25 protein-coding genes are annotated in these 26,795 nt (G+C 50.2%); 16 read left to right on the forward strand and 9 right to left on the reverse strand.

Features of this window, described 5'->3' with window-relative positions; all coding sequences use genetic code 11:
* Nucleotides 1–8: 8 nt before the first annotated feature.
* The 8 genes from BD01_RS05560 to BD01_RS05595 all read left to right on the forward strand — a co-directional run bounded on the left by BD01_RS05560 (nt 9) and on the right by BD01_RS05595 (nt 8,687).
* On the forward strand, nt 9–1,118 hold the full coding sequence (locus BD01_RS05560; RefSeq protein ID WP_042690877.1) for a protein-glutamate methylesterase/protein-glutamine glutaminase: 1,110 nt from the start codon (nt 9–11) through the stop codon (nt 1,116–1,118).
* Nucleotides 1,093–3,447 carry a chemotaxis protein CheW gene (locus tag BD01_RS05565; RefSeq protein ID WP_042690878.1) on the forward strand — a complete coding sequence of 785 codons (2,355 nt, stop codon included), beginning with the start codon at nt 1,093–1,095 and terminating at the stop codon, nt 3,445–3,447. Before BD01_RS05560 ends, BD01_RS05565 begins: the two co-directional genes overlap by 26 nt.
* Nucleotides 3,437–4,069: a chemotaxis protein CheC gene (locus tag BD01_RS05570; RefSeq protein ID WP_042690880.1), complete on the forward strand. Its 633-nt coding sequence runs from the start codon at nt 3,437–3,439 to the stop codon at nt 4,067–4,069. The genes BD01_RS05565 and BD01_RS05570 overlap by 11 nt, the downstream gene beginning before the upstream one ends.
* Nucleotides 4,066–4,839: a chemotaxis protein CheC gene (locus BD01_RS05575; RefSeq protein WP_084606323.1), complete on the forward strand. Its 774-nt coding sequence runs from the start codon at nt 4,066–4,068 to the stop codon at nt 4,837–4,839. Before BD01_RS05570 ends, BD01_RS05575 begins: the two co-directional genes overlap by 4 nt.
* Nucleotides 4,840–4,842: 3 nt before the next feature.
* On the forward strand, nt 4,843–5,334 hold the full coding sequence (locus tag BD01_RS05580) for a chemotaxis protein CheD (RefSeq protein ID WP_042690881.1): 492 nt from the start codon (nt 4,843–4,845) through the stop codon (nt 5,332–5,334).
* A gap of 25 nt (nt 5,335–5,359) precedes the next feature.
* Nucleotides 5,360–7,603, forward strand: a complete 2,244-nt coding sequence (locus tag BD01_RS05585; protein ID WP_042690883.1) for a methyl-accepting chemotaxis protein — start codon at nt 5,360–5,362, stop codon at nt 7,601–7,603.
* A gap of 77 nt (nt 7,604–7,680) precedes the next feature.
* Nucleotides 7,681–8,019, forward strand: coding sequence for a CidA/LrgA family protein (locus BD01_RS05590; protein WP_042690884.1), 339 nt, complete (start codon nt 7,681–7,683; stop codon nt 8,017–8,019).
* On the forward strand, nt 8,016–8,687 hold the full coding sequence (locus BD01_RS05595; protein WP_042690886.1) for a CidB/LrgB family autolysis modulator: 672 nt from the start codon (nt 8,016–8,018) through the stop codon (nt 8,685–8,687). Before BD01_RS05590 ends, BD01_RS05595 begins: the two co-directional genes overlap by 4 nt.
* Here BD01_RS05595 and BD01_RS05600 read toward each other — a convergent pair.
* The gene (locus tag BD01_RS05600; RefSeq protein WP_042690888.1) at nt 8,622–9,089 is read right to left on the reverse strand and encodes a Tfx family DNA-binding protein; all 468 of its coding nucleotides are present in this window, start codon (nt 9,087–9,089) and stop codon (nt 8,622–8,624) included. The two genes, BD01_RS05595 and BD01_RS05600, sit on opposite strands and share 66 nt — an antisense overlap.
* 520 nt (nt 9,090–9,609) lie before the next feature.
* Between BD01_RS05600 and BD01_RS05605 the strand changes: the two genes are divergently transcribed.
* Nucleotides 9,610–10,404 carry a tyrosine-type recombinase/integrase gene (locus tag BD01_RS05605; protein ID WP_042690889.1) on the forward strand — a complete coding sequence of 265 codons (795 nt, stop codon included), beginning with the start codon at nt 9,610–9,612 and terminating at the stop codon, nt 10,402–10,404.
* A 425-nt stretch (nt 10,405–10,829) separates the two neighbouring features.
* On the opposite strand, the gene BD01_RS05610 is transcribed toward BD01_RS05605, so the two are convergent.
* The gene (locus BD01_RS05610; RefSeq protein ID WP_042690890.1) at nt 10,830–11,996 is read right to left on the reverse strand and encodes a tyrosine-type recombinase/integrase; all 1,167 of its coding nucleotides are present in this window, start codon (nt 11,994–11,996) and stop codon (nt 10,830–10,832) included.
* Between the two features lie 164 nt (nt 11,997–12,160).
* Nucleotides 12,161–12,577 (reverse strand): hypothetical protein, encoded by a 417-nt coding sequence (locus BD01_RS05615; RefSeq protein ID WP_042690891.1) that lies wholly within the window; start codon nt 12,575–12,577, stop codon nt 12,161–12,163.
* Between the two features lie 161 nt (nt 12,578–12,738).
* On the opposite strand from BD01_RS05615, the gene BD01_RS05620 reads away from it, so the two are divergent.
* Nucleotides 12,739–13,287 (forward strand): site-specific integrase, encoded by a 549-nt coding sequence (locus tag BD01_RS05620; protein WP_245599207.1) that lies wholly within the window; start codon nt 12,739–12,741, stop codon nt 13,285–13,287.
* Between the two features lie 430 nt (nt 13,288–13,717).
* Here the strand turns inward: BD01_RS05620 and BD01_RS05625 are convergent, their stop codons facing one another.
* The 6 genes from BD01_RS05625 to BD01_RS05650 form a co-directional block, all read right to left on the reverse strand.
* Nucleotides 13,718–14,050: a hypothetical protein gene (locus BD01_RS05625; protein ID WP_042690893.1), complete on the reverse strand. Its 333-nt coding sequence runs from the start codon at nt 14,048–14,050 to the stop codon at nt 13,718–13,720.
* A 31-nt stretch (nt 14,051–14,081) separates the two neighbouring features.
* Nucleotides 14,082–14,681 carry a hypothetical protein gene (locus tag BD01_RS05630; RefSeq protein WP_042690894.1) on the reverse strand — a complete coding sequence of 200 codons (600 nt, stop codon included), beginning with the start codon at nt 14,679–14,681 and terminating at the stop codon, nt 14,082–14,084.
* A 144-nt stretch (nt 14,682–14,825) separates the two neighbouring features.
* Nucleotides 14,826–15,359, reverse strand: coding sequence for a hypothetical protein (locus BD01_RS05635; protein WP_042690896.1), 534 nt, complete (start codon nt 15,357–15,359; stop codon nt 14,826–14,828).
* Between the two features lie 50 nt (nt 15,360–15,409).
* On the reverse strand, nt 15,410–16,042 hold the full coding sequence (locus tag BD01_RS05640; protein WP_042690897.1) for a hypothetical protein: 633 nt from the start codon (nt 16,040–16,042) through the stop codon (nt 15,410–15,412).
* Between the two features lie 106 nt (nt 16,043–16,148).
* On the reverse strand, nt 16,149–16,517 hold the full coding sequence (locus tag BD01_RS05645) for a DUF302 domain-containing protein (RefSeq protein WP_051482164.1): 369 nt from the start codon (nt 16,515–16,517) through the stop codon (nt 16,149–16,151).
* A 223-nt stretch (nt 16,518–16,740) separates the two neighbouring features.
* On the reverse strand, nt 16,741–17,202 hold the full coding sequence (locus BD01_RS05650) for a hypothetical protein (RefSeq protein WP_042690898.1): 462 nt from the start codon (nt 17,200–17,202) through the stop codon (nt 16,741–16,743).
* A 791-nt stretch (nt 17,203–17,993) separates the two neighbouring features.
* On the opposite strand from BD01_RS05650, the gene BD01_RS05655 reads away from it, so the two are divergent.
* The 6 genes from BD01_RS05655 to BD01_RS05680 all read left to right on the forward strand — a co-directional run bounded on the left by BD01_RS05655 (nt 17,994) and on the right by BD01_RS05680 (nt 26,790).
* Entirely contained in the window at nt 17,994–20,789 is a 2,796-nt protein-coding gene (locus tag BD01_RS05655) for a minichromosome maintenance protein MCM (RefSeq protein WP_051482165.1), read from the forward strand.
* A 125-nt stretch (nt 20,790–20,914) separates the two neighbouring features.
* Nucleotides 20,915–21,721 (forward strand): hypothetical protein, encoded by an 807-nt coding sequence (locus BD01_RS05660; RefSeq protein WP_042690899.1) that lies wholly within the window; start codon nt 20,915–20,917, stop codon nt 21,719–21,721.
* A 133-nt stretch (nt 21,722–21,854) separates the two neighbouring features.
* On the forward strand, nt 21,855–23,699 hold the full coding sequence (locus tag BD01_RS05665) for an HsdM family class I SAM-dependent methyltransferase (protein ID WP_051482166.1): 1,845 nt from the start codon (nt 21,855–21,857) through the stop codon (nt 23,697–23,699).
* Complete coding sequence (locus BD01_RS05670; RefSeq protein ID WP_051482167.1) at nt 23,692–25,029, forward strand: restriction endonuclease subunit S; 1,338 nt, start codon at nt 23,692–23,694, stop codon at nt 25,027–25,029. The genes BD01_RS05665 and BD01_RS05670 overlap by 8 nt, the downstream gene beginning before the upstream one ends.
* A 116-nt stretch (nt 25,030–25,145) precedes the next feature.
* Nucleotides 25,146–26,087, forward strand: a complete 942-nt coding sequence (locus BD01_RS05675) for a MarR family transcriptional regulator (protein WP_042690900.1) — start codon at nt 25,146–25,148, stop codon at nt 26,085–26,087.
* A complete protein-coding gene (locus BD01_RS05680) occupies nt 26,062–26,790 on the forward strand; it encodes a hypothetical protein (protein ID WP_042690901.1) in 729 nt (242 codons plus the stop codon). The genes BD01_RS05675 and BD01_RS05680 overlap by 26 nt, the downstream gene beginning before the upstream one ends.
* Nucleotides 26,791–26,795 lie beyond the last annotated feature (5 nt).

Genomic DNA, 26,795 nt, shown 5'->3' on the forward strand with positions numbered 1-26,795 from the left:
GAGTGATGATGCCCCTGAGCTCACCCAAGAAAAAGATTAGGGTACTCGTCGTTGATGACTCCGCCTTCATGCGCAAGATACTCAGGGATATAATCAACTCCGACCCCGAGCTAGAAGTCTGTTGCGAAGCCCGTGATGGAATCGAGGCCATAAACATGGTCAAGCTCCACAAGCCCGACGTGGTAACGCTCGACATTGAGATGCCACGAATGAACGGCCTCGACGCCCTCAGGGTTATAATGAAGCAGAGCCCGACGCCGGTAATCATGGTGAGCGCACTCACGCAGGAGGGGGCCGAGGCAACGATAAAGGCCCTCGAGTACGGGGCGATTGACTTCATCCCCAAGCCCAGCTCTTCCATTTCCCTCAGCATGAAGGAGATGAAGGACGAGATAATCGCGAAAATCAAGGAGGCGGCGAAGGTTCCAAAGAGGTTCCTTGAGCTCAAGAGGACGAGACTGCTGAGGGCCCAGAAGAGCAAGGTCAAGAGGAAAGGGGTTCCCGCGAGGATTGCGGTTGCAATGGCGGCCTCAACCGGTGGACCGCAGTCCCTCCTCAAGGTTTTCCCCAAGTTCCCCGAGCACCTCGGCGCGGCAATCCTGCTCGTCCAGCACATGCCCCCCGGCTTCACGAAGTCATTCGCCAAGAGGCTCGACAGCGTCAGCAAGCTCAACGTGAAGGAGGCGGAAGACGGAGAACCGATAGAGGAGGACTGGGCCTACGTTGCACCGGGCGACTACCACATGGAGGTCGAGCTGAGGCGTGGAAAGCCCGTGATAACCCTCAACAAGAAGCCGAAGATACACGGCGTAAGGCCCGCGGCCGACCCGATGATGATTACCGCCGCGGAGGTCTTTGGAAGGAAAACCGTCGGCGTCGTCATGACGGGAATGGGACGCGACGGGGCCCAGGGAATAGTCGCCATCAAGAAGAAGGGCGGAATCACCATCGCGCAGGACAAGGAGACCTCGATAATCTACGGAATGCCAAAGGCGGCCGCCGAGACGGGCATGGTTGACTACATCGTGCCGCTCGATAAAATCGCCGACACCGTTGTGATGGCAGTGAACAAGATAAAGCGGGGTGGTGGCGGTGGAGGACCTTTCACAGTACCTTGATGAGTTCCTCGCCGATGCGAGGGATAGGATAGACAGCCTCAGCAACGCCATACTCACGCTGGAGAAGATAGTCAAGGAAGGCGGCAGCGAGGAAGAGAAGAAGGCAATGATAGACCAGATTTTCCGCGACGCCCACACGCTCAAGGGTACGGCCGCGACGATGGGTTTCATGAAGCTCAGCGAAGTGGCCCACAAGATGGAGAACCTCTTCGACCTCGTCAGGAGCGGTAAGATTGAGCCAACTCCCGAGCTTATAGACGTCCTCCTCGAATTCCTCGACATCATCGAGGCCATGGTTGACAACATCGAGGAGACGGGGGAGGAGGGCGACTTCGACGTTGATTCGCTCTTCGAAAAGGCCCAGAAGTTCTTCGACCAGGCGGGGGCAGGCGGCGGAAAGAAGGAAGAGGAAAAGGAGGAGAAAGAGGAGAAAGCCCCCGAAGAGGGAGAAGGGGAGGAAGCCGAGGCGCCAGAAGCTCCCCCCGCCGGCAACCGCTACCTCGTGAAGGTCTACTTCCAGAAGGACGCCCCACTGAGGGGGGTCAGGGCTTTTCTCATCCTCTCTGACCTGGAGGAGCTTGGAGTCGTCGTCGAGACCAACCCCGAGAGGAAGGTCATCGAGGACGGAAAGGCAGACGTTGATGTGCTCGAGTTCGTCATAGAGACAGAAGAGGACCCGGAGAAGATTAAAACAGTCGTTTCTCGGCATCCCGAGGTTGAGAAGGTCGAGGTTCAGACGCTCGGCGGCGAGACCGTTGCGAGCGGAGAAGGTAGAGGAGAAGGAGGAGAAAGGAAGTACGAGGTCACGGTTTACCTCCAGAAAGACGCACCGCTCAAGGGGGTTCGCTCTTATCTCGTTCTCCAAGACCTTCAGAAGGTTGGAGTCGTTGAGAAGACCGAGCCCAACGCGATTGACATCCAGAACGGCGAGCTGATTGACGGCTACTACTTCAGGGTCATTCTGAGGACGAACCTCAACAAGGAGGACATAGTTAAGATAATCACCAAGCACCCGGACGTCGAAAACGCCGACGTTAGGGAGATTGGGGAAGAGGCCCCGGCTCAGGCCCAGCCCAAGCCAGAAAAGAAGGAGGAAAAGAAGGCAGAGAAGGCCGAAAAGAAGGAGAAAAAGGCCGCAAAGGGCCCGATAAAGACCCCGAAGGTCAAGATTTCCAAGATAATCAAGGTTGACGTCAGCCACCTCGACAGGCTGATGAACCTCGTCGGTGAGCTGGTCATCACCAAGGGCCGGCTGGAGCAGATAGCCGAGAGGCTCGGCGACAGAGAGCTTCTCGAGACGCTGTCAACGCTCTCAAGGCTTCTCACCGAGCTGCAGGACGAGATAATGGAGATGCGCCTCACACCGGTCGCCGAGGTCTTCAACAAGTTCCCGAGGATGGTCCGCGAGCTCGCGAGGAAGATGGGCAAGGAAGTCGAGTTCATCATCGAGGGAGCGGACATCGAGGTTGACAGGACGATACTCGACAAGCTCGGCGACGTCCTCGTCCACCTCCTCAGGAACGCCATAGACCACGGTATTGAGCCGCCGGAGGAGCGTGAGAAGCTCGGCAAGCCGAGGGCAGGAAGGCTTGAGCTCATAGCAAGGCGTGAGAGGAGCCACGTCGAGATAATCGTCAGGGACGATGGAAGGGGTATAGACCCGGAGAAGATTAAGAGGAAGGCGATAGAGAAGGGCCTCATCACGCCGGAGCAGGCAGCTGAGATGAGCGACGAGGAGGCGATAAACCTAATCTTCCTGCCTGGATTCAGCACCAAGGACCAGGTCACGGACGTTTCAGGAAGAGGAGTCGGTATGGACGTCGTCAAGGAGGTCGTCAAGAGCCTCAACGGAAGCATAGCCGTTTACAGCGAGGTCGGAAAGGGAACGACCTTCGTGCTCAAGCTGCCCGTGAGCATGGCCATCATCCAGGCGCTCCTCATCAAGGTGCAGGACGAGGTCTACGCGGTTCCGATAAACAACATCCTTGAGAGCATCGAGATAAAGCGCGAGAACCTCAAGAGCATCGGCGGAAAGGAGGTCATAGTTCTCCGCGGCGAGATTATACCGGTCATAATGCTCCACGAGCTCTTCGGCCTGCCGATGCCGGAGCTTGAGGAGTTCCCGGCTTTGGTTGTTGACCTCGGCGCCCAGAAGGTGGCCATAGGAGTTGACGAGCTTCTCCACAAGAAGGACATCGTCATCAAGAGCCTCGGCAAGATGCTCTCGCACATCAGCGGCTTCGCAGGAGCGACCATACTCGGTGACGGTAGCGTCGTGCTGATTATCGAGATTAACGGTCTCCTCGGAGGTGGACGTGGTGGAATCTGAGAACTACGAGGAGTACATAAAGAACCTCGACGAGTTCGCCAAGAGCGCGTTAGTTGAGACCTTCAACATAGGCGCCTCCAGGGCGGCCGATGCCCTCAGCGAGATGACAGGTTTGACGGTGAACATCACGGTTCCGGAGATAGAGATAACCTCCATCAAGTCCGTCCCAGAGAAGGTCGGTGAGGACGTTAAGGTGGCGGTTTACATACAGCTCAGCGGGGGCTTTGAGGGCCACGCGTTCTTTTTCCTTGACTTTGAGGACGCGCTGAGGATATTCGACCTCATGATGGGCCAGGAGCCGGGAACAACAACGGAGTTCGACGACATGGTTGCGTCGGCCGTTATGGAGATGGGAAACATCCTAATCTCGGCCTTCGCCAACGCCCTCAGCGAGTTTCTGGGAACGGAAATCAACCAGACGCCGCCGGACATCGCGATTGACTTCACCCCGGCGATACTGGACTTTGCACTGGCCGACGTTGCCCAGCACTGCGACTACACGATGCTCCTCAAAACCGAGATGAAGATTGAGGGAATCGAGTTCAAGGAGCACTTCACGATTATCCCGCACCCGGCCTCGATGAAGAAGGTTGTTGAGACCCTGCTGGGGGGATTCGTATGAGCGGGCACAAGAACTGGTTTTCGGAGTGGTATCAGGACATATTTAGGGAAGCCTCCAACATAGCGATGAGCCACGCTCTCACGGCGCTCTCGAACATGATAGGCGAGATAGAGATGGAGCCCCCTACTGTAAGCGTTCTTCCAAGGGCAAAGTTCCTCCACGAGCTCGCGAGCAGGGGCATAAAGAACAGCTTCGTCGTCATGTTCGACATAACCGAGGGGCTCAGCGGTCTGACGATACTCCAGTTCCCCAAGGAGAGCGCCAAAGCTCTCGTCATGACGCTCCTTGGAATGGACCCCGGCGACGAGGGGATAGACGAGATGGGACGCTCGGCGATAATGGAGATAGGCAACATACTGATTTCGGTTTACACCGACATCCTCGCCAAGCTCATCGAGGAGCCGGTGTCGCTGAGCCCGCCGAAGCCAGCCGAGAGCCTCTACGACGTTGAGAAGGAGCTGTCGAGGCCCGACCTCAGGGACGTCACCGAGGTCATAATGTTCAAGACGCGCTTTTACCAGAAGGACACTGGAATAGAGAGCCTGTTCTATCTAGTGCCGACCAAAGACGCCTTTGACAAGCTCGTCGGCAAGCTTGAGGCTCAGGTGAAGGACGTCGAGCCCGAGATACCGCCCGAGGAAACGATAGAGCCGGGCGAAGAGGTGAAGGAGAGCAAGGTTGAGGAAGTCACCGAAAACGCCCCGGAGGAAGCCCAGGAAAGCCCCACTGAAGGTTCCGAGCCTACAATCAACGAGAAAACCGAGGGTTGAACCTTGCCAGCGGAGATAAAGGTCGGTATCGGCGACTACGCGGTCGGCAAGAAGGAGGGGATAATCAGCACCTACGGGTTAGGTAGCTGTGTCGGTATAACCCTCTACGACCGCCTAACCAAGGTCGGCGGCCTGCTCCACGCGCTCCTGCCCGAGGCGAGCTACTACGGCAACAAGGGAAACCCTGCGAAGTACGTTGATACCGGCCTGCAGCTGCTCATCAGGGACATCCAGAAGCTCGGCGGGAATCCAAGGCGAGCTGAGGCAAAGCTCTTCGGAGGGGCGCACATGTTCACCAACGTGACCAGCGAGAAGCTGATGATAGGCAAGAGGAACGTCGAGGTCGCAAAGAGGGAGCTCAAGAAGTACGGCATACGACTTGTCGCGGAAGACACGGGTGGAAAGGGTGGAAGGACTATCTACCTCGACCTCTCGACGGGTAAAGTCAGGATGAGGCGTGTTTCCGGCGGAAAGGTCATCGAGAAGATTTATTAAATCAGGAGCTCACGGGGGTGATTCGATGAACTTCAAGACAAAGATGGTGGGCATCGTCGTCGTGGCGTTGCTCCTCGTAACGGTGGTCGCGAGTGCAATGATGCTCTACACCGGCGACCACACCAGCAACATCATAGAGGAGAAGCTCGCGCCCGAGATAGACCAGCAGGCGAGGGACATGACCCTCGCCCAGGCAGAGGCGCTCGCCAATCAGTTCAGCGGGTTCTTCAAGGAGGTCGAAGCCCTGGGAACCGCGACGTCAGAGATGGTAATCCAGGCAATCACGGAACTTAACGAGCAGGGAGTCTCCTTTGGAAGTCCAGGATATGCTGAGAAGCTCAAGCCGGTCCTCCTCGACCACTTCAAGGCCATAGCCAAGGCCGAACCCCTGCTCAGCGGCGTTTACTTCGGCGACGTTAACGGCAACATGTACATCTACCCCGAGCAGGAGCTTCCCCAGGGCTACGACCCGAGGAAGAGGCCCTGGTATCAAGAGGCCGTCGCGAAGAACGGCCCCGTCTGGAGTCAGCCGTATAAGGATGCCTCCAGCGGAAAGTGGGTTATAACCTACGCCGTTCCCGTTTATCTCAACGGTAAGCTCATCGGTGTCGTTGGTCTGGATGTCTTCATTGATACCCTCGCGCAGGCGGTTAAGAAAGTCAAGGTCGGAGAGACGGGCTACGCATACGTTGTCGGTCCGGATGGAACCATAATCATGCATCCCAACGAGAAGTACGAGATGACCCTGAACGTCTTCAAGGAACCCACCCTCAAGCCCGTTGCGGAGATTATCCAGAGCGGAAAAGATGAGGCAACCACGATATACACCTTCAACGGAGTTAGAGCGGTAGCCGCTGGTGTTAAAGTGCCCGAAACCGGCTGGTACGTCTTCGCCAAGGTCCCAGTCAACGAGATAAGCGCAGGAATAATAAAGGCGGTTAACGACACCCGCGAAGCGACAAAGAAGTCAACGGTATTCCTAACCGTGATAATACTAGCCATGTCAGCGATTCTCGCGGGCATATCATACAAGCTCGTCTCAAACTCGCTCAAGCCGCTTGAAAAGCTCAGCGAAGTTGCCAGAGACCTGGCCGAGGGCAGGCTGAGCGAGGTGAGCAGGAAGCTCAAGGGCATCCGCTACCTTGAGGACGATGAGATTGGTGCACTCATCAGGGCCTTCGAGTCCGTTGGAAAAGACCTCGTTGGAACGCTGACGGTAATAGGAGAGAAGCTTGAGCGCTTGGCTGAAGGCGACCTGAGCAACGGCCTAACGGCCGAGGCCAAGGGCGAGCTCAAGGAAATCCTTGAAGACCTCCGCGACACAACCCACAAGCTCAAGGGACTCATAGGAGAAATCGTCAACGTCACTGACGAACTCGAAAAGAAAGCCAACGTGCTGGCGCAGATAGCGACCGACGTTACTGAAGCCATCAACCAGGTTAATGAGGCCGTCCAGCAGGTGAGCATAGAGGCGCAGAGACAGCAGGAGAGCATCAACGAGATTACCGAGGGAATGCGCTTTGTAGCAGAAACCAGCGCCGAAAGCGTCAGGGCAATGGAAGAGTTCGAAGGCGCGGTGAGTGAAGTCGTCAGCATAGCAAACGAGGGAAGGGAGAAGAGCGAGGTCTCGGCCCAGCAGATAGAGAGCATACAGGAGACCATGAGCAAGATTGAGCACGCCGTTACGAAGGTCGCGGAGATGAGTAGGAGTATTGAGGAGATTACGGATGTGATTACGAATATTGCTGAGCAGACTAACTTACTCGCCCTCAACGCGGCTATTGAAGCAGCGAGGGCTGGGGAAGCTGGTAGGGGTTTTGCCGTCGTTGCTCAGGAGATTAGGAAGCTTGCCGAGGAGAGCAAACAGGCTGCAGACAACATCAAGAACATCATCGACCAGATAACCACAGAAATCAAAGACGCAGTGGAGAGCACCGAGAAGGGCGTCCAGGTCGTCGGCGAGAGCGCCGAGACCCTCAGGGAGACGATAACCTACCTCGGCAACATTGCTGACCTTCTCCAGGAGGCTAGTGGTCGGATGGGTGAGGTTAAGGAGCAGATTATTCGTACGCAGGAGGAGGTTGATAAGGCGTTGCGTGCTTTGGAGAATTTGGCTGCCAGTGCTGAGGAAACTACTGCCAGTGCTGAGGAGGTTAGTTCTGCCGTTGAAGAGCAGACTGCAGCAACAGAAGAACTCGAAAGAGCAGCAAACGACCTCAAAAACATCGTGGCCCAGTTGCGCGATATTATCAGCAGGTTCAAGCTCTGATATGGTTTCTCTCGTATTTTCCTTTTCTTCTGACCTCTTCCGAAAGGTCTTTTTGGAGAAGATGCGTACCATAATCCATGAAGCCCTATCGAGGACTGGCGATAATATTCGGTTTCTACGCGCTCGGCGAGATGGTAAGCTCTGCCCTTCACCTCCCGGTCCCGGGTAGCGTTCTCGGGATGCTGTTCCTGCTCTCGGCGCTTCTGAGCGGTGCTGTGAAGCTTGAGTGGGTCGAAAACGAAGCCGAGCTCTTCGTGAAGAACATGAGCGTCCTCTTCATCCCGCCGGGAGTCGGGATAGTCACTTACCTCGGCCTGATAAAGGCCCAGCTCGTTCCGATATCGGTCGCGCTGGTTCTCAGCTTCGTCGTCACCCTCTTCGTGACTGCAAAAACCGTGGAGGTCGTTCGGAGATGAACCCCTACGGGATAGCCCTAACGCTCGTGGTGTTCTACGTCTTCTCGGAGCTCCACGCGAGAAGAAAGGCGTTCTACACGAACCCAGTCCTGCTCTCGATACTTACAATCGCCGTGGTTCTCAAGCTTGGAAACGTTTCCTACGACTCGTATATGGAGAGCGCGGTTTTCCTCAAGTTCCTGCTCGGACCGGCAGTCGTGAGCCTGGCAATCCCGGTCTACAAGAACAGGGCGCTTATAGCCAGGTACGCAAAGGAAATCTCGCTGGGAATTCTAATCGGTGGAACCACCGCGGTGCTGAGCGCCTACTGGACGGCACAGTTACTCGGCGCGAGCGAAACCGTTCTTCGAAGCATAGCCCCCAAGAGTGTAACGACTGCCATAGCCATAGGCGTGAGCGCGAAGATAGGCGGAATCCCATCGCTGACGGCGGTTCTGGTGATAACGACCGGACTGCTCGGCAACGCCTTCGCGCCGGAGTTGCTGAACGTCTTTGGGGTGGGGGACAGAATAGCGAGGGGTTTGGCAACGGGGGTTTCCTCACACGGCCTTGGGACGGCGAGGATAATAACCGAGGACGAATTGGCCGGAGCCGTGAGCGGGTTAGCCATGGCCCTGAACGGGGTCTTTACCGCCATCCTTCTTCCGTATCTCATCGAAGTCATCTAAGATGCACTCGCTGACGCGAAGCCTGTCGTTGGCGTCGAGGAAGAGAGTGAAGTCCCTCTTCGCCAGCCTGTCGTCAACTGGTGCGTGCTCGACGAGGAAGGCTATTATTTCGGCCGTGCTGTAGGGCACCTTGACGCCGAGCTCGTCGGCCTTGCTGAAGAGCTTGTCGGGAACGTCAAATATGTCCTCGCCGCGTTTGACTTCGACGCTCACCTTCGAGTTAATCTGCTCCCAGATTAGGAGGGTGTTTCGGGCCTTCTCAATTTTCTCCAGGGCCCTTCTCTCCAGTATGCTAACGTTGGCCCTGCTCGTGCCGAGAAGCTCGGCAATCTCGCTCTGCTTGAGGCCCCTCGCGCGGAGGCGGAGAATCTTAATCTGCTGTTCGGTTAGAAAGCTCTTCATTGTAAACACCAAAGCTTAACAGAACGTAGAAGGTTAAAAGTTTTTAGGTCTGGGCAGCGGTGGGGCATTCTCAATGGTACCTCTAACTCCGATGAAACTTTTGTACAGCCTTGGGAAGGTTTGGCAAAAGGAGCGCCCTTCTATCCAAGGAGCCGAAAAACAGTCGTGCACTCTCTTGAAAATATCGCCTCTTGAGAGTGCAAACCTCTTAGAATTGCATTCTTAGAGGGAGAATCACGAACCTTGGTCAAACTTCGCGCAGGCGAAGTTTGTAGTTCTGGGGCCGGGGCCGGGATTTGAACCCGGGCTAGGGGATCCACAGCCTGAAAGAGCTTTATTCGCCAAAAGAAGGCAGGAAATAGCAGAGAAATTCGAAGGGCAAAACGTTGCCATGCCGACATTTGTACATAAACGAGCGGACGACAACCAATACATAATAACAAAAAGACACCTCGACATTCTTTTGCTTGAACTAAAGGCCAATAACGTCGCTGAACATCACCTAAAGTTCGTAAACCGCGTGGTTCACAAATTCCTTGACAAAACAACCCAACACGGCGATTACTGGTCATTCACGGTCGAAGACCTGATTTCACACCTCCAGGAGCTTCAGAAGCAGTATTCGCCTTCAATGTACCGCAAGCACATTACATATCTCAAAAAGCTCTTCAGAATCGCCAACCTTCCGCTTGAGCACCACCTCAAGAGTCCGAGATACGTTGGAGTGGATATGACGGTCATCACCGTTCAGGACGTTCAAGCTCTCCTAAAGATAATACGCAGGGTGCAGTTTGCAAAAAGGGAGGAAGTCTCAAAAAGGATTGCCAACAAAATGACCCTGGGTCTCCTCATAATGGCAACAAGTGGTTTGAGAGTGTATGAGCTCACCAAGTTGCCACTCTCGTACATCGACCTGGACAAGAGACTCATTAGAGTTCCTCCAAGCGTCGCCAAGACAGGCCAGCCGAGAGTGACGTTCATAACGAAAGAAGTTCAGGGCCTTCTCAAGAAATATATCGAGAGATACAACCCAGAACCCGATAAGCCCGTCATCTCTTACTTCAGCCTCGAAAAGCCATTCATTCGGAGAGCGGAGTTAATCAACCAGCCAATTCGGCCTAAGCACATGAGGAAGTTCTTCTCTCAGGAGTGGGACAGGCGGAACGGCAATGCAACCGTTAAGAAGCTCCTTATGGGCCACTCAATCAGGGGCGATATAAACGTACTCCATTACTCCCATCACACGCCGGAGAGTCTTCAGAGCGTTTACGATGAGGTCTTCAAAAAATTGAAATTCGGGGCAAAGCTCGTGTGAGTGCCTTAGATGGGTTTCTCAATTTCTTCCAATCTTGTTTCGAGAACCGCCTGCCGTAGGGGGCGCTCTGGAATCTGGTAAACGCCTCGTTTTGACAAAGTCGTGATAAATGATTCTGAGCGGTGTTTGTTGAAAGATTAGTAGTGGTAACGTTGGTTTTGTGACCCTCTTTGGGACTCAAAATCGCAACGAAGTCACTGTCATCAACGGCTTTCTAAGTTCCTAAACGCCTTCCTGTGGACTTTTCCATGGAGGTTTTCCCAAACCCAATATCAATTGGATGCTGAACAAAGTGAACACCCCATCACTAGTGACGGGCCGTCACTTTTACAAGGTTTCCATACAAAGCCGTTGAGTTCAGAAAAAGGCATTACAAGGCGAGCACCAATCACAGAACTTAGAAAAAGAAAAGCCACAAGAAAATCTCACCTTCTTCTCCTGCGCTTTCTCCTGCCTGTCTTCCTGGGGAGATACCGTGAAACCATCGCCCGCTGTTTCTTCGTCAGGAAACGAACGTTGCCGAAGACCCTGTTGTATTCCTCAAAGAGCTTCTTGTGGTGCAATCCTCTTGCATAATGGAGCTCGTGAACCGTGCTCGGCGAGTGCCCAACGAGTTTCTTGAGTATAAGCTCGTTTCCGCCCTTCTCATACCAGAACTGAATGAAGAACTTCCTGAACATGCCTGCCGTGAGCGTCCCCGGGCTGTAAATGAGCTTCACCCTCAGGCTCTTGTGCTTTTTGATTAGTGCATCAAAGAACGTCGGGTTCTCGGATTTCCTGGTCGGCACGGCGAAGAGATATCCGTCGTTGGCTTCGATTGCATATCTGAATTTAGTCGTGTACATTTTAAGGCAGGCCCTTGCCTCTGGATGCAACGGAAGAATCTCGAATCCCTCCACTTCCTTTAGCTGCCTGCCGACTTTCGTCGCTGAGTGGGGAAGCTTAATCATATTGTGCTCGAAGTCGAACCAGCTGATGTGGGCCCTCGCGATTTCTTCTTTCCTTCGGCCCGTCGTTGCAAGCAACAGCAGGAACGCAAGCGTCTTGCAGTACTGCTCTTCTTTTATCTCGTAATCCTCAAAGAGGTCTTCAAGGGCCCGAAAGAGGTTGTCAATATCCTCTTTGGTGACCGTTTTGGTGTTCATTGCCACGTGCATCTTCCACTTTCTCCTGAGCTCTGTTTCCACGGCTTTGAGCCGGTTTATTATCTCTGGGTCGTTGACGCCAACTGCCGTCAGGAACCTTCTCACGGTTGCGATTCTGTCTTTCTTTACCTTGTATCCGAGACTCTGACCGTCTTTGCCCTTGAGGGACTCCAGGTACTCCAAATATTCCTCGATGGTCACAGCACTTACCACGTAAATCTGCTCCGATGACTGGCCGAGCACGGGCAGGACAGAGAGAAACTCTTTGAGGAACTGGATTTGCTTCTTCTTATGCTTCTCACTGATGTCCTTGAGCTCCAGCTCGTTAAGGTATCTCTCGATTTCACTGGCGGGTATTCCGTATCTTTCCCCGCTTGCCCTCCTAACGATCTGGATTCCAGCTGGAAGCTGGGCCTCGTATGCATCTTTCACCATCGCCTCTCCCATACACCTCCACCCAAAATTGGGAGTTGGAAGTGGGCAATTAAATATAACTCCCCTAATTGAATGAAAGAAAAGTCATGTAAACTTGGGCGACAGGAATGTTGAGGGATAAACAGACGAAGGAGAAGGGTATATAAGCTTCAGGGGGCTTGCTCCTCACTCAAAAATTAAAAATTGGAAAGGAGCTTAACTTCCAGGCCCTTCGTGGCGTGGTTGAGTATCTTTGAAAAGACCTTTTCGCGGTTGCCATCGCTTAAATGCAGTGTCATCAGGATGATGTTTTTGGCTTCGGGGGCTTTTATCAGGACATTTCGTCGTCTGTTGTGTCCATCTCTGACGCCCTGAATCTTCCATATTCTTGCCTCAATGCGGGTATCAACCCTGAATGCTTCGGCATATATAATTAAGGTATCAAACTCTCTGTCCTGGATGGCGCTGGCGAGGGCAGTTACCGATTCTGGTGGCAGGCGCAGGGTGGTTACTCCTGCGAAGTATTCTGCAATGTCTGTGGCTTCAAGTATTGCATTTGGTTTTGGCTCAAGTTCAAGATTTATTGAGCCAATTTTTCTAATTTGCCCGGTCATGGCTAACACCTCGGCCCCGAGCGGGGGATGGTGAGTTAAAACTAACGGATCACCCGGGTGTTTAACTTACGGCCATAAGCCAGCAAAATAAACACTAACAAGTAAAACTTAAAAGCATAATTTGCATTTAAATCAAACAAAAATCCAATCAGGTGGTTCACGTGGGCTGGGACATGGGACTCGATTATGAAGAAACATACAAGCTCCTTCTCAAAGACCTCACCGAGGCGAGAAGAAAAGACGGCATAAAAGCACTCAAGAGAAGGCTTTACCTGATAATCCTCCTTACTCAGCTCAGGAATGGCTCGCGGATTGGTGAGGCGATTGAGTTCATATCGAAAGTCTCGCAGGAATACTCGCGAGAGGCCCTTATAACGGTGGAAAAGCGAACCGATGGGTACCAGAGGCTGATGGTGTTGCCCAAAGAAGTCAAGAAGGCAGATTTATTGACTGTCAAAGGCCTTCTTGAGGAGGAACTCCAAAAGCATGGCAGAAAGGGCATGGTTGCTAAAATCTCGACTTGGGTGAAAAAGACATACGGCTTCAACACTCACAGCCTAAGGTATGCCTTTGTGAGTTATCTCGCTCAAAAGAAGTACCCACCGCAGATTATTGCAAAAATAACGGGTCATAAGAGGCTCGATTACATTCTTCATTATACTCAGGAAAAGGCCGCTCAAGAATTGCTTGTGAAGCTGGATTTGATTTAGCTTCCAAAAATACCTTTCTCAATTTTAAAAATACTAATATTAGTATTAATTCAGTGTAAGGTAAGTGCCTTACCGAAAAATTTTTAAACTCCTCAAGGGTTATATGTTCTCGTAGGGACGACCCAGTGGGCGTCCCGTCCGTCCGACGGCTCCGCGGGCGGTTCGATGACCCCCGTGTAGGGAGAGGGGTGCGCAGGCCGTGCCCTCCTGAAGCGGGGCGAGGTAAAACATGAGGACCCCTCGCGAGGGGGTCTGATGCTCAGCAGGGACTTCGTGGCAGGGAATCCAGCGGCTGGAGCGGGGGCCACCCCCTCTTACTCTTCCCAGGGAACTTTATACGAGTTTTAAAGTTTTAAAACTCTTGATTTACTCTTCAGAACCTCCAAAAACCTGGAAGCAACAACTCAAAATTCAGTGTAAGGTAATCACCTTACACCGGCTCCACCCGCTTTATCTTTCCGACCAGCATTGCCACGAGCTCATCAACACTCTTATCCCTGAACGTGGGAACGTCTTCTTTAGAGTGAACTTCGATAACGTGCCATCGAGCGCTCTCAAAGTCGTCAAAAGCGTCCAGGCAGGCCTTACAGTAAAACTTCGAGCTTGAGGGGACCTCAAACACGAGGGCGCCAATGGCAACCTCCTCATCAAAGCCTAACTCCTTGAGCTTTTCAGTCGTCAAACCCATCTCCTTTTTGACAGCCTTGAGCAGGACTCCGTAATCCTCACTTGCCAGCCCGGTTTCAATGTGAAGGAACACCATCTTTAATTCCCTCCCTAATTACGGTCGAATCTCAGTCGTCTAAATAATACACCATAAAATCAATGAGGCTGTCCTCTTCGAGTTCATCAAGATAATCGTAGTAATAATCATCGTCATCATAAACTGTGGGCTGGATGTTATGCTGTGAATTCTGCTCTTCATGGCCTCCACCAAAAATCCCTGCCATGGCGATTAAGAGGGCAATACCAAGCACAACTTCTCCCGCAATGAAGCTGAATATCGCCATTGCTAAAAAGAACAACCCTAAAAGCAACTTAAGTAATGCCCAAATTGTTTGACCCCAGTTACGCCTCTTCTGGATTTTATGCGACTTTGTGTATGTTTTTGATTGTACTCTCATGGGTTTCGCCGAGGCCCGGGTTACATTGGTGGCTTGGCTTTCTTTTTGAACGTTTGGATTTTTCTCTTGGAGTTTTTGTTTTGGTCTGGTAATAACTTCGAAAACAAGCTTCTTGGGAGTTCGTTCAATTAATCTTACGCGTATTCTTTTGGGGTGAGGTTTATTCGGAACCCAAAAAATATACATTTCTCCCTCTTTAAATTTGTCCACGACCCAGAACGCTCTCTTTCTGTCTTTTACGACCTCTTCTCTCCTGAAGAAACTTCCCAACTCTAACCAGATTGTCTCGCTTCACAAGTTCCAGCCTTCTCATTTAATCACACACCCCTGAACATCAAAAAGAAGGTATGAAAAAGGACCTAAACCAGTTAAATCCAATCTCCACTTGTCACCTTATTAGACATCATTGCGAAATTAGCATGCCCCTAGCCCACTAGCATAACCATCATCATATCCAATGTCATACCAGTCTCCCCAGGTCCTTTCCCAAGTAATCTTGTTATTTACATCAATTAGCTTAATATAAGTGCGACCCTCCGTACTGTATCCCATGTTTTCATATCTTAAAATCTTGGCTTTATTTGTGTTGACATTGACGGCTAGTACCACGATATATTTTATTGTTAAATCCGTTCCAAGGATAAGCTTGTCTGGATTGTGGTCCTTGAGGATTATCCTGTTTTCAATATAAATGGGGAATTCCACATTGACTCTTGCTAAATACATTCCTTCATATTTATCGGATTTTTTAATATTTATTATTTTTATTGAAATATCCTCACTGGCAGGATAATAATAGTAAATATGTGTTGCGATGACAGTTTTCACATAGTAATCGACCATAACCCTTTTCAGTGGACCTGATATGGAGTTGAAAACAATCTCTTGGACCTTTTTCTTTTTGTTCCATTCTTGAAACTTGTTTTTTACTTTATCCATTACCCCCATAAAAATCCCCCCAGGGATTATGGTCCCTAAAGACTAAAAATAAGAGATGTTTACCTGCCAAGGCTAATTCTGTCTGGTTTTATTATCCATAACAGCCATGCCAGTGGTTCAATGGTAGCCCACAGTATCACTATCCCTCCAAGCCACATAATAAGGGCAGCAAGCCCTATCAATATGTGGAAACCAGGTGTTGCAATCCATCCCTCAGTTGCATTCTTAGCATTTCTCTTGATGTTGTTATATATTTTCCATACAAAATTTAACATTGTGGACGATGTCGCCACCTCGGAAGATGTCTTATACTTTAGGTACGTTCCAAGTGCAAAAACTGCCATAACAAGGATCCACAATTCTTCAGTAGTCCACCCCGACCCCAAATAATCCGCAGGATCTTTTATTAGTTCCACCCACAACCATATCCATCCAATTCCGATTATTGCAGAAATTGCTCTGGAGATTTGAATTTTCATGTTAGGCTTTGATCCAAAGTACTCAATTGCAAATGATGCTAAGGCCGCGAATATTGCAGATAACCCCAAAGCCAATGCCGGGCTTGGGCCCCCTGCTAAGATTCCCCATATGAACAATGGGCCCGACAACATTCCTCCAATTCCAACTGGTATCCTCATCAAGCTTCTGTGTTTTATAACTATGTCTGTCTTTGACCACATCTGTTCGGCCATGGCATCACCAGTTTAAGTCAGAAATCTGCCCAATATATAAAATTTATCAATGAAAAAATTATCACACTTTTAAAAATAAAAACTTATTGAACATAAAAATAAGTTTTTAACTAAACCCAATCTCTTTCAAGAGTTCAACGACCCTGTTGAATGGCTCTGCCAGAACCTCTTCGTCCCAGAACTCGTCGGGAACGGCCATCTTAGCGTGGACCTTGCCGTCCTCCTCATAAAGGAGCAGGTGGCACGGGGCGACCATTCCGATTTCCTCATTCCTCGTCCAGAGGTCGTAAAATATCTTGGCGTTGCAGAGGCCAAGAGTCTTGTACTTGGGCATATCAATGCCGAGCTTATTCTTCACAACGGCAGTGAAGTCCTGCTCCCAAACAACGGCGAAACCGGCCTGCGGAAGAACCTCCTTCACCTTGGCCTCAGCCTCATCGAAGGTTCCGTTAAACACCAACTTTGCTTCAATCATTCAATACACCCTCCACTAACCCTTGTTGGTTTGTAGGAAGGCTGTTTGTCGAGTAAACGCCTAAACGGCAGAAAAAAATCGGGATTTCAGACTTTATAAAACTTACGTGTAAGGTAGTTGCCTTACACAGATAAAAGATTTTTTACTTGACACAATTTAACAAAATGGGTCCGAGCAATCCTGCTTGTTAGGTTCGAAAATGAAACAAAATGCACAGGGAATTTCAGTCATCTCGAATCGGTGTGAGACTTCTCTCGCCATAATCCTTGAGGAATATCCCAGCCGCGTGAAGGAGCGCGTCAATGAACCATTCACTCGGTTCGACTTCAAAGTATGCCATAATCGGTTTTCCGTTGAGTGCGCCCCTCAGAAGAACCCTGTCCTCAGAGAGTCTAATGAGAAACAAATCGACAATTGCACCTCTTCCGTGATTTCTTATGACCATCCCTCGGGAGATGGGCATAAAACCATTAATCCAGAAGGCGTTAATGTCTTCTCCGTTGTGAACCTTGAATATTTTCACTTTTTTGATATTGATACTCACGTTGAGGTCTGGCGAGAAGTATCCATCCGCGATTGGGTCAATACCAATGTCTTTTGGCTGGGCCTCTTCGAGCTTGAGGCGTGGATTGTCCTTGATTAACCTGGCAATGATTTCGGCGGGCATTAAGTTTTCCCCATTCATCGACACCACCCCATTTGACCCTAAAGAAGACTGTAAACGGTCAAAGTTTAAAAAGACTGCGTCAGGCTTTTGCCTTACACTGAATCAAAGCCGGAGAATTTAAATACACATAAAAACGCCGTTTTTATGTGCATGAAAATTATATAAACCTGTTCCCTGTAAAGTTTTTTAAATTTTGTAAAAAATCCAAAGAGAACATCGCGTGTACTCTTTAGTGCAGTATATACCCAAGTTTGTACCTGTACCCTTGGATTTTTGAAAATCGAAAAAAATCGTTGAGGGAACCAGAGAACATTACGATGAACAATCGTATTGCATTGTGGGGCAAATTTGTGGATTTTGCTCGTGAAACTCCCCTCTTACCACTCCTTTGGTGTATATAAGGTGGACAGGGACCCCCCAGTTTTGCGAAAAATTCGAAGGGTACGGAGAACAGGGAACGAGAATTTGAATACATTTGTACAGCAAAACTTGTACACCCGTGCGTTACTCTGATGAGTGTTATGTTCCCTGTTCTCCGTACCCTAATATTTTTTCGCGTACTTTCGCTGACACCCCCCTGTATATAGGCCCATTTTTGCAAAAATTCTGCATTTTTCACTCTCCCCTGCACCACCCGTGTATAACCCCACCAGTCGAGCAGTTCAGCGTAAGGCACTCACCTGACACCGCCGGTGTAAGGCAAAAACCTGACACTAACCACGGGACATCAGTGTAAGGCACTTGCCTTACACCAGCGACCAGCTTGTTTTAATTGCTCATACCTAACTCCCTCTTTTCGGGTGAAGGGCATGGCTGTGGGAGCTGAGAATATTAACATTAAGGACGTCCTTTCAAGGGCTGAAGAGCTGGACCTGAGTGTTGAGGACCTCTTCAGGAGTCACGAAGAAATCAAAAAGGAGATTGATAAGAAAGGTGCTTTGAACATTGGGAGCTTTGATTTCCTTGCCCGGAAGGCCATAAAGGCGGTTTTTGGTGAGGAGATTGGGGTCATAACCCAGGAGCACCTTGAGGTTTTTGCAAAAATTTTGCACCAAATTAAGAGCGAGATATTAGATAACGATTCGAGGAAAAAATTTTTTCCTCCTTTTCCTGAAGGGGAAAAAGGCAAAAAAGACACAGAATCTTTTCCTTTCCAAAAGGAAATGGAGGAAAAAGATAATATCCAAAAGGAAAAGCAGGAAAATCTTAGAGATACTATTGAACTTCAGCTTCAGGCAATCAAGAGGACAGTTGAGTTGAACAAGCAACATGATTCTCTTGTGATATTAGCCTTATGTCATGAGCGAGATTATGTTGCATATTCTGACCTGATTGACAAGGTTACTCAAATCAACAAGGTTCTCGGAAAGAGGTATGCAAACTCTTCCCTAAGACAGGCCGTCTCAAGAGTCGGGAATGATACCAATATTGTGGAGAAAAAGGTCTCACGAGACGTGAGATACTTTCGCCTGCTCCCTGAAGTCAGAGACGAAATATGTGAAACCTTCACAAAACTTCTGGAACACGAACAAGCGAAGAAAGGTCTCAAATCCCTTGATGGAGGAGACCGGAAAGCAATGATTGAGGCATTTAAAACGTTCATTCTCAGTTACACTGAGGGGAACGGAGAAAAGATTTATCGAGAAAAACTCGCCAGTCTGCTGACAGAGGAAAGCAAGAAAAGCCTTGAGATTGACTTTGTCCATCTCAGCTCAGTTCTTGAACGTATCCCCAAGAAGCTCTTAGAAGAACCCGAAGAAGTCATCTCGGCTGCTGAAGACGCTGTTGAACTTATACTGAAAGAAGAATTCTTCAAGGATAATCCACCCCACATTCACGTCCGGTTTTACAACCTCCCCAAAACGCTTGAACCACGCTTTGTGAGCCCAGAACACATCAACCGCTTCATTCAAGTAAGGGGAGTCGTCACGAGGCTCTCAAGCATTGAGCCTTTCATATCCGAAGCTGTTTTCGTATGCAGAGACTGTGGAAATGAGATGCCCAGAATACAGAGAGAGTACTCACTAAAGCTCGAAAGACCAGTTAAGTGTAACGCCTGTGGCTCCAAGAGCATCGAGCTCAATCCAGAAAAGAGCACTTTCCGGAAGTATCAATCCGCAACAATCCAGGACCTTCCGGAGAGGCTCAAGGGTGGGCAGTTACCCAGACAACTTAACGTTATTCTCCTCGATGACCTCTGCGACACCATAACCCCCGGCGACAGGGTCATCATGAGTGGGACCCTCCGACTTATCGAAGGTGAAGAGGAAAACAAGCCCGTTCGAAAAGTTGTATTAATCGTGAACCACGTCGAGAAAGAGAGTAAGGACGAGGAGGACATCAAGATAACGCCGGAGGAGGAGCGGAGAATCCTTGAGGAAGTGAAGTCACCAGATTACAAGAAAAAGCTAATTCAGTCGTTTGCCCCCACAGTTCACGGTTACGAGAACGAGAAGCTGGGCATACTGCTCTCCCTCTTCGGAGGCCATGACGAGTATTCGCCAGCCGGAGAAAGAAAGAGGAAGCGGATTCACGTCCTCCTCATCGGAGACCCTGGAACGGCGAAGTCTCACCTGCTCGACTTCACGGCCAGGATTGCACCGAGAGCCGTTAGGGCTTCAGGAAAAGGAGCGAGCGGGGTGGGTCTTATGGCCGCCGCCAAAAAGGACAACATCACCGGGCGTTGGACAGTTGATGCCGGAACCCTCGTGTTAGCAGACAACGGCTTCGCGATTATTGACGAACTGGACAAGATGAGCAAAGAAGACAGGAACAGCCTTCACGAACCGATGGAACAGGGCAGTGTTTACTTCGCCAAGGCCGGCCTCAACATGGTTCTTAACGCAAGGGCAACCGTCATCGCCGCGGCAAATCCGAAGTTCGGCAAGATTAACAGAAACAAAACGATTCCCGAGCAGATTGACCTTCCGCCTTCACTGATGAGCAGGTTTGACTTGATATTCACCTTCATAAACACGGTTGATGAGGAGAAGGATCAGCTGGTGGCTGAAGCGATTCTGAAGAGGTGGTATGAGGGTGAGCGTGTTAGACCTCCGTACTCGCCGGAGTTCATGAGGAAGCTGATTGTTTACGCTCGGAAGAAGATTAAGGCGACGAGGCTCGACCCCCAGCTGAAGGAGGAAATCCAAAAATATTATGCAGAGCTGAGGAAGAGGCTGAAGAACAAGGAGGGCTTTTCGATAACTCCGAGACAGCTTGAAGCCATCCTGAGACTTGCGGAAGCTCACGCGAGAATGCACCTTAGAGATACAGTAACTAAGGAGGACTTTGATGTTGCAGTGAATCTGCTTGAGTATTCTCTTCAAAAAGCAGCGATTGATGAAGAAGGAGACATTGACGTTTCGATACTTGAGATTGGACAGTCATCAAAACGACGGAATTTGAAGCAAAGGGTTCTTGAGGTCATCGAGAAGCTTCAGGACTCCGGTGAGTGGGGAGCTTCGAGGGAGGACATCATTGAGGAAGTTCAACAGTTCGGCTTCAAGCGCGTTGAGGTTGAGAAGGCACTCAGGGAACTCATGGAGTCAGGAGAGGTTTACCAACCAAAGGGTGGGTATTACAAGATAAATCCTGAGGAAAACTAAGTCAGTTTTTAGTTCATATATCTGAATTTCTTCCCAAAACCTTTTCTTATTTTGAAGATTTATCAAGTTGGGTTGAGTTATGCATAAATATGAGTTACTAATGTGAACAGTTGGGTGGATCAATTATGGATATAGGGTATGTAGATATTACGAGAGGGTATGGATTCGACGCTAAGGAGGCCCAGCAGGTTAGAATTGCCTGGGAAATCGCGAACGAACTGATCGACATTGTTCCGGAGCCCAAGGTATGGGTCGAGCTCCATAACGAAATCCTGAAGAATTTCATTGAAACATCAGAGCTGTATTCCCTAAAAACATACCTCGACTTTATCCACGACTTCTTCGCTGAGAAAATCGACGAGGAAACGGCCGAGGAAGTAATTGAAGTGTTCAAGAAGCACTCGGAGGCATTGTTCTTCAAGCTCAACGAGGAATTCGTGGCCCCCTCCTTATTGATGGCCCAAGTGTTCGGGTTCATAGAGCACGGGGAAAAGTTCTTGGAAATTCTTATGGCAATTGGAATTCCTCAAGTCAAGAGATACGAAAGCACCGCCGAAATGCTTAGAGATGTTCCGCCAAAGATGAGAGGCGCGATAATCGCAGGAATCCTCCTTAACAGAGTTCCCGATGTTGAATCATGGGTTTATGCAATCAGCAAAATTCAAGATGAAATTCAGGCCAGGGGAGGCATTATATCCAAAAACAAGGCTGGAAAAATCATAAGGAATGCGTTTGAAGAACTTGGAAACAAGGAAGGCGCGGTGCAGGCCCGCAAGGTATTCATCGAGTACATTGGGGAGATTCTAGAAGAGGTGCAACCGGAGATTTATGCGGCAACACCCGTGCTCCTCGACGTCAACACGGCGCTCACCGTGATACTCTCAGACAAGCATCCGGACGTACTTTCCCATCTCGTTGGTCTCCGCTTCTGACCCTGCACCTTTTCCTTTTGCTATGACTCTCACACCCAGATGTATAAGCTAAAATATTTTAGCTTATTAATTAAGTTCAATCAAAACCAAAAAGCTTTTAAGTTAAATTGCCCACAATATGTTGGTGGTCCACATGGCAAGGCCCAAATCCAAAACCAATGGTAAAGATGAGTGGGCAATTCTTGAGGAACTCCAGCCCTGGGTTCGTGAAAGGTACTTCCTTATAAAAGAGGCGTTTAAGGACAGAGAATTCACCCAGGAAGACGTTGAAAAGCTCTTTGAGGCCAAAAGGAAAGAGCTCCTTGAGAAGGGCATAAAGGAACCCAAATTCACGACCAAGAACGTTGGTGAAGTTCTCTCAATCCTCCGCAAGGCCGGCCTCATAACGGCCAGAAAGGACCTTTACGATTACCGCAAAACGTATTACCGCCTGAAGTTCCCTGGAGAAACAAAAATCACCCGCGACAGGCTCATCTCACTCCTCAAAGCGGCCGCCGACCAGATAAGGGGAGGCCTCGATTACAAGGCCCTGCTCGTGTTCCTGTTCTACAAGGCCATAAGCGACCGCTGGATGAAGAGGGCTCAGGAGCTGATGGCTGACGGCAAGAAGCCCTTCCAGGCTTACATGATTGTAAACAGGGAATATTACGTCCTCTTCGACGAAGGCACTGGAAAACTCTACACCTGGCACCAGGTCGTTAAGACGAGGGACAGCATAAAGGAGATGGCCAACGCCCTCATAAAAATTGCCGAGATGAATGAGGAGCTTGCCGACCTGAAGAAGCTCGTCGAGGTTCTCGGCCTAATCGGCTTCATCAAAGAGGACAACCTCCACAAGCTTGAGGAAATCGTGAAGATATTCAACCGCGTCGATTTTGCGGAGTTCGACAGCGACATACTCGGCGATGCCTACGAGTGGATTCTCTCATACTTCGCCCCCCAGAAGGCCAAGGAGGGCGAGGTTTACACGCCGAGGGAGGTTATCAGGCTCCTCGTCGAGTTGCTCGACATCGAAGACGAGAGCGATGTCCTCGACCCGGCGAGTGGCTCGGGTGGAATGCTCATCGAGGCTTACCGTTACGTGAGGGAAAAGGTCAAGAAGGAAAACCCGGACGAAGAGCCTGCGGTCATGCTTTACGGCCAGGAGCTCAACGAGACGACGGCGGCGCTCTCAAAGCTCAACCTAATCCTGCACGGAATCCAGGACTTCGTAATCTTCGAAGGCTCCGACAGCCTCGTTAACCCTCGCTGGGAGGAGGAGCTCAAGGAGAACGGGGTCGAGGACGGAAAAGTTGATTACGTTATTGCCAACCCACCCTGGAACCAGGACGGCTACGACGAGACCCGCTTGAGCGACAGGAGGATAAAACACATTTACAAGTACGGATACACAACGAAGCAGTCCGCCGACTGGGCGTGGGTTCAGCTGATGCTTTATTACGCGAGGAGGAAGGTTGGCATCGTCCTCGACAGCGGGGCCCTCTTTAGGGGAGGTGCTGAAAAGGCAATAAGGCAGGGCATCGTCGAGGACGACCTGATTGAGGCGGTAATTCTGCTCCCGGAGAAACTGTTTTACAACACCGGCGCGCCGGGAATCATAATGGTTCTCAACCCAAATAAGCCCGAGGAGAGGAAGGGGAAGATACTCTTCATCAACGCCTCCCGTGAATACCGCAAGCACCCCGAGGTCAGGAAGCTCAACCAGCTCGGCCCGGAGCACATAAGGAAAATCGTTGATGCTTACAGGGAGTTTAAGGATGTTGAGGGCTTCTCAAGGGCCGTAAGCTTGAAGGAGATACGGAAGAACGATTACAACCTGAACGTCAGCCTTTACGTGTTCCCTGAGGAGGAGAGGGAGAAAATCGACTTAGCTAAGGAGTTCGAGGAGTTCAGGAAAATCGAGGAGAAGGAGAGGGAACTGGTGGAGAAGGCCAAGGCCTACATCGAGGGCATAATCAAGGTGATGGGCAATGAGTGAGGCCCTCCCCGCTTTTCAGTTTTACAGGGAGACGAGGCTCAAGGAGGTCGAGCTGAACGGCAGGAAGGTCCGGATTCCAGAGGAGTGGGAGGTTAAAAAAGTTGCTGATCTTTTTGATGTTAAGACTGGAACAACACCCTCAACTAAAAAGACAGAGTACTGGGAAAATGGAGAAATCAACTGGTTCACTCCAGTGGATCTAAGCAAGCTGGGAAACTCTCTTTATCTTAAAGAAAGCGAGAGAAAGATAACTAAGCTCGCTCTCCAGAAGACAAACCTAAACTTGATTCCTCCAGGCTCAATAATTCTTTCCACTCGCGCACCGGTTGGATATGTTGGAGTAACCACTATTGAGGCAACTTTTAACCAGGGTTGCAAGGGATTAGTCCCCAAATCCGAAGTTTCAATTGAATACTTCGCTTATCAATTGCAGTTGTTCAAGAAAGACTTAGAGAACAGAAGCGGGGGAGCGACATTCAAAGAGCTTGCCAAGAAAATGCTTGAGGGATTTGAGCTAATAACGCCACCCCTCCACGAACAAAAGAAAATCGCCGAGGTGCTCCGCTCCATTGACGAGGCGATTCAGGCCGTCGAGGAGAGCATTGCGAAGCTTGAGAGGCTTAAGAAGGGCACGATGGAGCAGTTGCTCACGAAGGGCATCGGCCACACCAAGTTCAAGACCGTCGAGCTGAACGGCAGGAAGGTCGAGATTCCGGAAGAGTGGGTGGTCGTCAAGGTTGAGGACATTATCACAGAGGCTAAGCCTGGCTTTGCAAGTGGAAAACGAGACGAGAACGGCATAATTCAGCTCAGAATGAACAACATAACAACAGACGGGCGAGTCGTACTTGACCAGTATCTGAAAGTTCCAATACCCAAAAACAAGGACATTAACGATTATCTCCTAAAGCCTGGCGATGTGTTGTTCAACAATACCAACAGCGTTGATTTACTGGGTAAGAGTGCCGTCTTTAGAGGAGAATGCGAGTTTTGCACATACAGCAATCATATAACACGTCTCCGCGTTAAAGAGGGCGTTACGATACCCGAGTGGCTTGTTTACAATTTCATTAGACTTTGGCAGATGCAATATTTCAAGCAAATCGCCATAAGGCACGTGGGACAGGCAGGAATACGGAAATCTGACCTTTTGAACATAAAACTCCCCCTCCCGCCCCTCGAAGAGCAGAAGCAAATCGCCGAAATCCTTCGCACGATTGACGAGGCCATCGAGGCCAAGAGGCAGAAGAAGGAGAAGCTCGAACGCATGAAGAAGGCAGTGATGGAAAAGCTCCTCACGGGGGAGATAAGGGTTCGGTCGGACGGCTAGTCCCAACTGGCGACCCCCGTCCTCATTCCTTTTTGTCCTTTTCACTTCCCCTTTATGTGGCTTTTGATGTCTCAAAAACCCAAATGTTTTTATAAAATCGTTCGGAGATTTGAGACATGACACTCACAAAGGCTGAGCTTAAAACGCTCCTCGCAATCGAAGAACCAATTACAATGACCGAGTTGGCCAACAAACTCGGCCTCTCAAAGGGCACCCTCTCCACCCTCCTTCACTCGCTCAAAAAGACGGGACTCATCGAGCTTGAGGGGAAGAAACCGATGATTATAAAGCCCGCAGAGAATAAAGCACTGCATCTTCTCAGAAGAATCGCCACAGATTTTCCCCACGTTAATCTCGAAGTCCTCACAGGGAGCAGTTTAAAGGTCGTCTCGGCCTTAGATGTAAAGCCCCAGCCCCTCTGGCTCATTCAGTTGAAAGCAAACGTGAGCAGGGCGACGCTCCACAGGAGTCTAAGCCAACTTATGGAGAGACTCATTGTGGGAAAGAAAGAGGGAGGTTACTTCATAAGCAAACGTTTTGCCCCCTTCAAGGCCTTCGCTGACGAGTACTTTTATCTGCAGAACTCCATTAAGGCGAAAGAGTTTGACCCCAACGCCTCGGTCGTCTGGAGCGGTGTTGAAGAGCTCATACTCGCGACTGGGGGTTTTAGGGGAAAAAGCGTCGGAGAGTTTCAGCTGACTGGTCTGGCTCGATTCTCTGACTTTGGGCTTCCCCTAATCTCATCGGGGATTTATCATTATTACTGGCCGGCCAGGGAGCTCAGCCTCGAAGATGTCGTTGTGCATACGTTAACGCTCGGAAAGGATGCGAGGGAACTGCTTTACGCCACCGTCCTTCTCAAAGGAAAAGGTTTCGATGAGCGCAAACTCAAAAAGCTCGCCGCTAAATTTGGCGTTTCCGATGCTGTTAATGAAGTACTTGAATACCTCCAGGGAGCAAATAAGCCGTATCCGTTCCCGTCAATGGAAGAGGTTGAAGAGCTCTGCCGTCAGTATTTTGGAGGTTCCTGCGATGATAACGAGGGAGAGGCTGATTGAAGAGTTTGCCCTGCTCGATGAAAAGGCCAGGCTCATGGATTCCGAGGAAATCCACATTTACCTCATCGGCGGAGGGAACCTCGCTTTGAGAGGCATCAAGCCGGCAACGGCTGATGTTGACGTTGTCGTTGAGAACGTTGGAGTCTTGAACCGTCTGGAGAGGGTTCTCACTGACCCCTCGCCGGAGTTGAAGACGAGCAAGGGGCTGGTTATTTACATTAAGGTCGTTGAACACGAGTACAGGAGAAAGCTCGGAGCTTATTCGGTTTACAGAAAGCTGGACCCTGAGCTTGAGGATTTCAACCTCGACGTTTTCGTAAGGAGGGTTTTGAGAGGAATAACACTCACTGAGGGCATCATGAAGAGGGCATTCGTTCCCAAAGAGTTCAATGAGCTGGAAAAGCTTAAGGTTCACCTCGTTTCTCCCGAAGACATATTCCTGTTTAAGGGTGTCACCTCCCTGGGCCGTTCGAAGGACATTGACGACATCATGAGACTCCTCGAGCTGGGGATTGACTTTGACGTGGTTTTAGATGAAGTTAGGGCGCAGAAGGAATTTATTGAACCGGAGCGGTTTGAACACCTTGCGGGCCTTTTGCTTGAGAAGCTGATAAGCGTTCAAAGAATCCTTGAAGAGAGGGGCCTGAGGAGTTCCGGCTTGGATAAGTTTATTAGTTCCCTGGAGAAGTTGTTGTTCGGGTAAGAGGT

It is taken from the genome of Thermococcus nautili (assembly GCF_000585495.1).
In the GTDB taxonomy this organism is placed as follows: domain Archaea; phylum Methanobacteriota_B; class Thermococci; order Thermococcales; family Thermococcaceae; genus Thermococcus; species Thermococcus nautili.

Excerpts from the sequence above, each read along its gene's own strand:
- BD01_RS05575 (WP_084606323.1), top strand. The coding sequence starts at position 4,066 with ATGAGCGGGCACAAGAACTGGTTTTCGGAGTGGTATCAGGACATATTT.
- BD01_RS05645 (WP_051482164.1), bottom strand. The coding sequence starts at position 16,517 with ATGATTGAAGCAAAGTTGGTGTTTAACGGAACCTTCGATGAGGCTGAG.
- BD01_RS05610 (WP_042690890.1), bottom strand. The coding sequence starts at position 11,996 with ATGGGAGAGGCGATGGTGAAAGATGCATACGAGGCCCAGCTTCCAGCT.
- BD01_RS05650 (WP_042690898.1), bottom strand. The coding sequence starts at position 17,202 with ATGAATGGGGAAAACTTAATGCCCGCCGAAATCATTGCCAGGTTAATC.
- BD01_RS05595 (WP_042690886.1), top strand. The coding sequence starts at position 8,016 with ATGAACCCCTACGGGATAGCCCTAACGCTCGTGGTGTTCTACGTCTTC.
- BD01_RS05640 (WP_042690897.1), bottom strand. The coding sequence starts at position 16,042 with ATGGCCGAACAGATGTGGTCAAAGACAGACATAGTTATAAAACACAGA.
- BD01_RS05585 (WP_042690883.1), top strand. The coding sequence starts at position 5,360 with ATGAACTTCAAGACAAAGATGGTGGGCATCGTCGTCGTGGCGTTGCTC.
- BD01_RS05670 (WP_051482167.1), top strand. The coding sequence starts at position 23,692 with ATGAGTGAGGCCCTCCCCGCTTTTCAGTTTTACAGGGAGACGAGGCTC.
- BD01_RS05600 (WP_042690888.1), bottom strand. The coding sequence starts at position 9,089 with ATGAAGAGCTTTCTAACCGAACAGCAGATTAAGATTCTCCGCCTCCGC.
- BD01_RS05590 (WP_042690884.1), top strand. The coding sequence starts at position 7,681 with ATGAAGCCCTATCGAGGACTGGCGATAATATTCGGTTTCTACGCGCTC.
- BD01_RS05655 (WP_051482165.1), top strand. The coding sequence starts at position 17,994 with ATGGCTGTGGGAGCTGAGAATATTAACATTAAGGACGTCCTTTCAAGG.
- BD01_RS05675 (WP_042690900.1), top strand. The coding sequence starts at position 25,146 with ATGACACTCACAAAGGCTGAGCTTAAAACGCTCCTCGCAATCGAAGAA.
- BD01_RS05615 (WP_042690891.1), bottom strand. The coding sequence starts at position 12,577 with ATGACCGGGCAAATTAGAAAAATTGGCTCAATAAATCTTGAACTTGAG.
- BD01_RS05635 (WP_042690896.1), bottom strand. The coding sequence starts at position 15,359 with ATGGGGGTAATGGATAAAGTAAAAAACAAGTTTCAAGAATGGAACAAA.
- BD01_RS05560 (WP_042690877.1), top strand. The coding sequence starts at position 9 with ATGCCCCTGAGCTCACCCAAGAAAAAGATTAGGGTACTCGTCGTTGAT.
- BD01_RS05625 (WP_042690893.1), bottom strand. The coding sequence starts at position 14,050 with ATGGTGTTCCTTCACATTGAAACCGGGCTGGCAAGTGAGGATTACGGA.
- BD01_RS05665 (WP_051482166.1), top strand. The coding sequence starts at position 21,855 with ATGGCAAGGCCCAAATCCAAAACCAATGGTAAAGATGAGTGGGCAATT.
- BD01_RS05680 (WP_042690901.1), top strand. The coding sequence starts at position 26,062 with ATGATAACGAGGGAGAGGCTGATTGAAGAGTTTGCCCTGCTCGATGAA.
- BD01_RS05660 (WP_042690899.1), top strand. The coding sequence starts at position 20,915 with ATGGATATAGGGTATGTAGATATTACGAGAGGGTATGGATTCGACGCT.